This window comes from Methylobacterium sp. yr668, assembly GCF_900116245.1.
Lineage (GTDB): Bacteria > Pseudomonadota > Alphaproteobacteria > Rhizobiales > Beijerinckiaceae > Methylobacterium.
This window is the reverse complement of the sequence record NZ_FOZY01000011.1, coordinates 177,727-185,007: the sequence shown is the minus strand read 5'-3', so window position 1 is coordinate 185,007 and position 7,281 is coordinate 177,727. Positions and strand designations below refer to the sequence as shown.

At 71.2% G+C, this 7,281-nt stretch carries 4 protein-coding genes, 1 rRNA gene and 1 pseudogene; 3 read left to right on the top strand and 3 right to left on the bottom strand.

Annotation, left to right across the window (positions count from 1 at the left end):
- Positions 1 to 202: ribosomal RNA gene (locus BM419_RS16195) — 16S ribosomal RNA — on the bottom strand; the annotation flags it as partial.
- 840 nt (positions 203 to 1,042) lie between these two features.
- Here BM419_RS16195 and BM419_RS16190 point away from each other — a divergent pair.
- From BM419_RS16190 to metB, 3 genes and pseudogenes are all read left to right on the top strand, one after another.
- A pseudogene (locus BM419_RS16190) lies at positions 1,043 to 2,143 on the top strand (catalase family peroxidase).
- Positions 2,140 to 2,742 carry a cytochrome b gene (locus BM419_RS16185; protein ID WP_091927024.1) on the top strand — a complete coding sequence of 201 codons (603 nt, stop codon included), beginning with the start codon at positions 2,140 to 2,142 and terminating at the stop codon, positions 2,740 to 2,742. The pseudogene BM419_RS16190 and the gene BM419_RS16185 overlap by 4 nt, the downstream one beginning before the upstream one ends.
- A 59-nt stretch (positions 2,743 to 2,801) precedes the next feature.
- Entirely contained in the window at positions 2,802 to 3,962 is a 1,161-nt protein-coding gene (gene metB, locus BM419_RS16180; protein WP_091927032.1) for a cystathionine gamma-synthase, read from the top strand.
- A gap of 9 nt (positions 3,963 to 3,971) precedes the next feature.
- On the opposite strand, the gene BM419_RS16175 is transcribed toward metB, so the two are convergent.
- Both BM419_RS16175 and BM419_RS16170 read right to left on the bottom strand, forming a co-directional pair.
- Positions 3,972 to 4,727 carry a hypothetical protein gene (locus tag BM419_RS16175; RefSeq protein ID WP_020093943.1) on the bottom strand — a complete coding sequence of 252 codons (756 nt, stop codon included), beginning with the start codon at positions 4,725 to 4,727 and terminating at the stop codon, positions 3,972 to 3,974.
- A 153-nt stretch (positions 4,728 to 4,880) separates the two neighbouring features.
- A complete protein-coding gene (locus tag BM419_RS16170; RefSeq protein ID WP_091927023.1) occupies positions 4,881 to 7,010 on the bottom strand; it encodes a TonB-dependent receptor in 2,130 nt (709 codons plus the stop codon).
- Positions 7,011 to 7,281 lie beyond the last annotated feature (271 nt).

Sequence of the window (7,281 nt, the reverse complement as noted above, 5' to 3'; positions counted from 1 at the left end):
GGCCGATCTTCCGGCAGTAAACCTTTCCCCATAAGGGCGTATCCGGTATTAGCCCTAGTTTCCCAGGGTTATTCCGAACCAGAAGGCACGTTCCCACGCGTTACTCACCCGTCCGCCGCTGACCCCGAAGGGCCCGCTCGACTTGCATGTGTTAAGCCTGCCGCCAGCGTTCGCTCTGAGCCAGGATCAAACTCTCACGTTGAAGAGATTGATCTGGCCGATCACGTGTATTCTCAGACGGAGCCTCACATCGACCAAGTGCCAGACGCTTCACAGCGCCAGAACACCCGTCGGTGAGCTCAGAAAGAAGAACAACAGATCGGCACAAGTCTACTCACGCCAGGTCTTTCGACCTGGCCGCAAGGACAAACGCCGCCCGCGTCTCCCTTCCTCATTCCAACTTGTCAAAGATCAGTAATCACTCTCGTAATTACCGGCTGAGAAGAAGTCAAGTACCTCGGCTTTCGCCAGATCTACTTTTCTAAATCTCGGTAAGTCCGTCCAACCCGCCCCGTTTTTCTTCCGGACCGCGTCGGGAGGCGCCGTATAAGCTGCCCCGGACTTTCCTGTCAACCACCCTTTTCCCCGGCGACGGAACCGAACCGGCCGAACCGGATCTCGGTGCCTCCGTCGACAAAGCGCGACGCGGAACGGCCCGGAGGCCCTTCGGTGCGGCGCTGGACGATGGACACTCCCTCACGCACCCGGTCCGGGTCGAGACTGCGCTCGCGCCCGACGGCGTCGCGATCCCGAAGGATCGGTGCTGGCCGGTAATGCTGAGGAAGTTCCGGCGGACGGCGTGCCGTCGTGACCGGTGAAGCAGATCTAAGGGTCCGAACCGCCTTGCGCAAGGGGCCGAGCGCGGGGCGGCCCCGACCGGGACGCACGGCTCGCGGATCGCGGCCGGCCGGCCCGCTCGCCGGCCCCCACCTCCACCGGTCGACGCGGGTGCTCCCCCCGCGCTGCGCACGACCCACACCGCCTGAAACCATCGCGGCGGGTGCGCGAAGAGGCGTGATCGCGGTTGATCCTGAGGGACTCGATGACGCTGCTGCACGATCTCACGGGTGCGTCCCCCGGCATGACCGGGACCGCCCTGCTCCTGCGCCTTTCCGCCATCGGCGCGGCCCTGGCCGGGACCGCCGGCACCTTCGCGTATGCCGGCGGCTGGCTCTCGCCCGGCCAGCTCACGCCGGCCCGGATCATCGACCGGTTCGAGCAGGTGAACGGGCCGCATCCCGGCTTCCGGCGCAACCACGCCAAGGGGATGTGCGTCGCGGGCCGCTTCACGGGCAGCGGCGCGGGCGCGCGCCTCTCGAAGGCGGGGGTGTTCGCGGCCGGACGCGTGACGCCGGTCGAGGGGCGGGTGGCGCTGGCCGGCGGCTAGCCCTACGCGGCCGACGCCGCCGCCACCTCGCGCAGCCTCGCCCTGCGCTTCCGGCTGCCGGACGGCGAAGAGTGGCGCACCGGCATGAACAACATCCCGGTCTTTCCGGTGCGCACACCCGAGGCCTTCTACGCGCAGCTTCTCGCGGCCAAGCCCGATCCGGCCACCGGCAAGCCGGATCCGGAGCGCCTGAAGGCCTTCTTCGCGGACCATCCGGAGAGCGCGAAGGCCGCCGCGCTGATCAAGGCGCGGACCGTGACCGCGGGCTTCGCCGACAGCACCTACTGGAGCCTCAACGCCTTCCGGTTCGTCGCCGCGGACGGCGCCGCCCGGCCGGTGCGCTGGGCCATGGTCCCCGACCCGGCGCCGGCGGCCGAGGCCGCGCCGGGCGGCGCGAACGCCCTGTTCGACGCGCTCGCCGCGCAGCTGGCCCAGGGCCCCCGGCACTGGCACCTGATCGTCACGCTCGGCCAGGCCGGCGACCCGACCGCCGACGCGACGCGGCCCTGGCGGGCCGACCGCGAGACGGTCGATGTCGGCACCCTGACGCTCACGGCGGCGACACCGGAGGCCGCCGCCACCTGCCGCGACATCAACTTCGATCCGCTGGTGCTGCCGGACGGCATCGCGCCGAGCGACGACCCCCTGCTGAGCGCCCGCTCGGCGGCCTACGCCCAGTCCGTCACCCGCCGCGCCGGCGAGGCCAAGACGCCGAGCGCCGTCACCGCCGCGGCGATCCACGGAGCCGCCCTGTGACCGCGACAGACCGCTTCGACCGGCCCGCGCGCCTGCTCCACTGGACCATGGCGGCGCTGATCCTGGCCATGCTGCTGATCGGCGTCGCCATGGTGACGTCGCTCGCCGATTACGGCGCCCTCGTCGCCCTGCACCGGCCGCTCGGGATCCTGATCCTGGTGCTCGCCGGGCTCCGACTCGCCTATCGCTGGCGCCACGCGCCGCCGCCGCTGCCGGCGGACCTTCCGGTCTGGCAGAGGCGCGCCGCCCACGGCGTGCACATCCTGCTCTACGGCCTGATGCTGGCTATGCCGCTGATCGGCTGGGCGATGCTGTCGGCGGCGCGCTACCCCGTCATCCTTGCCGGTTCGGTGGTCCTGCCGCCGATCCTGCCGCAGGACCCGATGCTGTACGCGGCCCTGCGCCGGCTCCACACCGTGCTGGCCTACGGGCTGTTCGCCCTGATCCTCGCGCATCTGGCGGCGGCGCTGCTGCACGCGCTGATCCGCCGGGACGGGGTCTTCGCCAGCATGGCGCCCTGGCGTTCGACACCGGCCAAGACCACCGAGCCGCCGAAACGACCTTCTCGTTCTCTTGAAAGTCTGATCCGTTCTCCATAAAGAACGCTCGCCCGCCTCGGTCGGACGGGGCGGGCGATCTCTGCGTGGAGGACGAGGCGATGTCAGAGGGATTAGCGGCGCGTACCGTCGCGGCGGCCAACGGCGTGGCCCAGGACGCGGCCTTCGGTGCGGTGATCGCGCCGATCCACCTGTCGACGACCTTCAGGTTCCCGGCCTTCGAGCAGCCCGGCCCCTACGATTACTCGCGCCTGGGCAACCCGACCCGGGACGCGCTGGCCGACACGATCGCCAAGCTCGAGGGCGGCGCCCGCGCCGTCCTGGTGGCGAGCGGCATGGCAGCCCTCGACCTCGCCCTGTCGAGCCTGCGGCCCGGCGATCTCCTGGTCGCGCCGCACGATTGCTACGGCGGAACGCACCGCCTGCTCAGCTTCCGCGCGGAGCGAGGCTATTACCGCGTCGCCTTCGTCGACCAGACCGATCCGGACGCGCTAGCGGCGGCCCTGGCCCAGGGACCGAAGGTCGTGCTGATCGAGACCCCGAGCAACCCGCTGATGCGCGTGGTCGATGTCCGGCGGATCACCGCGGACGCGAAGGCGGCCGGCGCGCTGGCGGTGGTGGACAATACCTTCCTGTCGCCCGCCCTGCAGCGGCCGATCGCCCTCGGGGCGGATCTCGTCGTCCACTCCACCACCAAGTTCCTGAACGGCCATTCCGACGTGATCGGCGGGGCCGTGATCGCCGCCGACAAGGCGATGGGCGAGGACCTCGCCGCCTGGGCGAACACGATCGGCGTCACCGGCTCGCCCCTCGACGCCTACCTGACGCTTCGGGGCCTGCGCACCCTGTTCGTCCGTGTGGAGCAGCAGCAGCGCAACGCCGCGGCCCTGGCGGCCTTCCTCGACGCCCATCCGGCGGTGGCCCGGGTCCACTATCCGGGCCTGCCGACGCATCCGGGGCACGCCTTGGCCAAGGCCCAGCAGGCGGGCTTCGGGGCGATGTTGAGCTTCGAGCTGGCCGGCGGCCGCGACGCGGTGAAGACCTTCGTGGAGGCCCTGCGGGTCTTCACGCTGGCCGAGTCGCTCGGCGGTGTCGAGAGCCTGATCGCCCATCCGCCGACCATGACGCACGCGGCGATGGACCCGGAGGCGCGCGCCATCGCGGGCATCACCGACGGGCTGCTGCGCCTGTCGGTCGGCCTGGAGGCGGAAGCCGACCTGCTGGCCGATCTGGGGCGGGCCTTCCAGGCCCTGGAGGGCTGAGCTGGCCGGTCACTCCTCCTCGACCACGCTGAACCCGGACTCGTCCTCGACCACCCGGAAACGGGCGCGCTGCACGGTCCGGGAGCGCTCGGCCGCCTCGTCGCGGCACTTGTCGAGATGGGCGGCGCGATTGACCACCCGCAGGTTCGGCGCGCCCCAATAACCGAGGAGCTCCGGCCAGGGCGCGTCGCGGTGCTCGCGCCAGACCCGGTAGAGCGGCAGCAGGTGGTCGACCTCGGCGGTCCTCAGCAGGCGCTTGCCGGTGGTAGTGCAGCGGTGGCGCTGGCGGAGCTTCAGCGCCCGGACCTGGGCGTGCGGCGCGATCCAGAACTTCCACGCCGCGACACAGGCCGCGTGCCAACCGGCATTGGTGTTGGGCGCGCCGCGCCCCCAGAGATCCCGGTGCCAGCCGAACCGGAAGACCGGCTGGCCGCAGATGCAGCAGGCGCCGCGGCCGCGGGCGAAGGCCGGATCGCGGAACGGCGCGGGCGGCGTGCGGAAGCTCCCGGCCCGCCCCTCGGCCCCGATCTGCCAGGCCCAGCCCTCCGGCGTGCCGGAGCGCGCCGCCAGCGCCCGGGCGAGCCGGTCGGCCCGGAGGATGTGGTTGCGCCAGTAGCTCTCGACGGCGAGCCGCGGCGTCGGCGGGATCAGGGGCCGCGCGAGGGCGTGCTGCAGGACCGGCGCCGGGAAGATCGCCGGCAGGGCCTTCTCCAGCCGTTTCCGGGCCTGCACGTTGCGGAGGGTGCGCCAGCTCGATGTCGTCATGCCGGACCGGTGGTAACCCGGCCGGCGCGGCGCCGCGACGGCGCCGGTGCAACAGCTTGCCGGTCCCGCGCGGTCGCCGCTCAGGGTTAAGAAAATGTTTCCCGTGAAACATCGCACTGCTCGACAGGCCCGGCGCGGCCGCGCCGGTCCGGCTCAGAGATCCACCGCCATCGACAGGAGGTAGGTGCGCGGCGCCCCCTGGAAGAAGGTGCCGAACGAGGCGACCCCGGTCCAGTACCGCGTGTCGGTCACGTTGAGGACGCTGGCCCGGAAGGTCGTCGGCCGCTCGGCGGCGCGCGTCGTGTAGCGCAGGCCGAGGTCGAGGCGGGCCCAGTCCGGCAGGGCCTGGGTGTTCGCGAGGTCGACGAACTGCCGCCCGGTATAGATGACCGCGCCGTTGAGCGTCAGGCCGGGCAACCCGGGCAGGTCCCACTCGGCCCCCAGGCTCGCCTGGACCTCCGGCACGCCGATCGGCCGATTCCCGCGATTGGCCGCGAGCGCCGTCCTGACGAGGCGTCCGTCGAGCAGGGTCACGCCGCCGACCACCCGCACCTGCGGGGTGATCTCGCCGAACAGGCTCAGCTCGAGCCCGCCGACCCGCTGCTCGGCGGTCGCCGCGAAGCGCCCCTGCGGGCCGAGCTCGCCCGTGGGCTTCGTGATCCGGAAGGCGCCGAGCGTGGCGCCGAACCGGCCGAGATCGAGCTTCACCCCCGCCTCCACCTGTCGGGCCACGTAGGGAGCCAGGATCGTTCCGGAATTGGTCGCCACCGCCGGGGCCACGTCGCCGCGGCTCAGGCCCTCGATGTAGTTGCCGTAGAGCGAGACCGAGTCCCAGGGCCGCACCACGAGGCCGACCATCGGGGTCGTGGCGCTCTTGTCGTAGGACGAGGTGAGCGTGCCGACATTCGACACGTAGTTGTGCGCCTCCACGCGCTGGCGGCGCACGCCCAGGGTCAGCAGGATCCGCTCGTCGAGGGCCGACAGCGTGTCGGCCACCGCGATCCCCGACAGGGTGCTGTCGGACAGGCGGGGCCGGCCCACGCCGTAGATCGGCGCGATGTACGGGACGAGGGCCGGCGCGTAGAGGTTCGACAGGTAGGCGCCCCGGCCGGGCGAGAACCGCCGTCCCGTCGCCTCGTCGTACACGGAGCCCTGCACCGTCAGGGCGTGCCGGATGAAGCCGGTCTCGAACCGGGCCCGGACGCCACCGTCGTAGGTGAGCCGGTCGACGCCCAGCGCGTAGAATTGCGGCGTGCTGGTCGTGTCGCCGCGGCCATTGAGGATCGTCGGCGCCGACTGGAAGTAGCGCTCCACGCCGGTCTGCCCGCCGCCGACATCCGCGAACAGCGTGACTTGATCGGTCAGGTCGTACTCGGTGCGCAGCAGACCGCCGCGATCGTCGACGTCCGAGTATTCCCAGGGCTGGGTCAGGTTCAGGCGGCCGTCGGGCGCCCGCGGTACGGGCACGCCGGCCCGCAGGAGGAACGGGCGCAGCGGCGCGTTGAAGCGGTCGGTCTGCGCCAGCAGGTAGAGCCACGCGCGGAACCGGTCACCCTGGTAGTCGAGGGCCAGGGCCCCGACGCCGGTCGTCTCGGTCTGGCGGTCGAAGGGCGTCGTGCCGCCGTGCAGGCTGCCGACGACGCGGGCGCCCCATTCCCGCCCAGGCCCCCAGCGGCGGGCGACGTCGACCTGGCTGCCGCCCCAGGCGGACGAGCCGTAATCCAGCGTGACGCGAGTGAGGTCCGCGCCGGCGCGCTTGGGGACGATGTTGACCACGCCGCCGACCGCGCCGTTCGGCGACACCCCCGTGAGGGCGGCGGACGGCCCCTTCAGGACCTCGATGCGCTCCACGTAGTCGGTGAAGATGCGGAAGCTCGGGGCGACGCCGTAGAGCCCGTCGAAGGCGACCTCGCCGCTGGTGTTCTCGTTGGACGGGAAGCCCCGGATGGAGAAGGAGTCGAACGGCGCCCCCGTGGTCTGGGTGGCGCGCACCGACGGGTCGAGGACCAGGGTCTCGGACACCGTCCGCGCCTGCCGGTCTCGGATGAGCGTGTCGGTGTAGCTGGCGATGCTGAAGGGCGCCTTCTGGGTCTCGGTATCGCCGAGGAGGCCGAGGCGCCCGCCCCGCGCCACCTGACCGCCGGCATAGGCCGGGACCGGGCCGCGCGGCGCGGCCGCGCTCGCGACCGACAGCTCGTCGAGCTGGACGTCCCGGCCAGCCCCGGCCTCCTCGGCGCGGGCGGCGTGCGGCCCGGAACCGACGAAGCCCAGCAGGACGGCCATCGGGAGAACCGGCCGGGCCGCGCGCCGCCGGCGCCGGTTCCGCGCGGAAACAGGTACTGAAAAGTCGTGGGACAGCATTGTCGTGATGATGGCTCCGAATCACGGAGCAAGGCAGCAAATATCTCTACATGTGTCAAAAATACATTTGGAGTAATTACAATTCTACAGTGCGATCGCATCGCTGATCGAACATCGTCGATATTTATTGACGTATATACATAGATGTATTTCAGGACGTAGTGTTTATCAATGACGCGACCATCTTCGCGCG

What these genes read in the sequence shown, in the direction of transcription:
- metB (WP_091927032.1), top strand. Translation starts at nt 2,802, where the DNA reads ATGTCAGAGGGATTAGCGGCGCGTACCGTCGCGGCGGCCAACGGCGTG.
- BM419_RS16175 (WP_020093943.1), bottom strand. Translation starts at nt 4,727, where the DNA reads ATGACGACATCGAGCTGGCGCACCCTCCGCAACGTGCAGGCCCGGAAA.
- BM419_RS16170 (WP_091927023.1), bottom strand. Translation starts at nt 7,010, where the DNA reads ATGGCCGTCCTGCTGGGCTTCGTCGGTTCCGGGCCGCACGCCGCCCGC.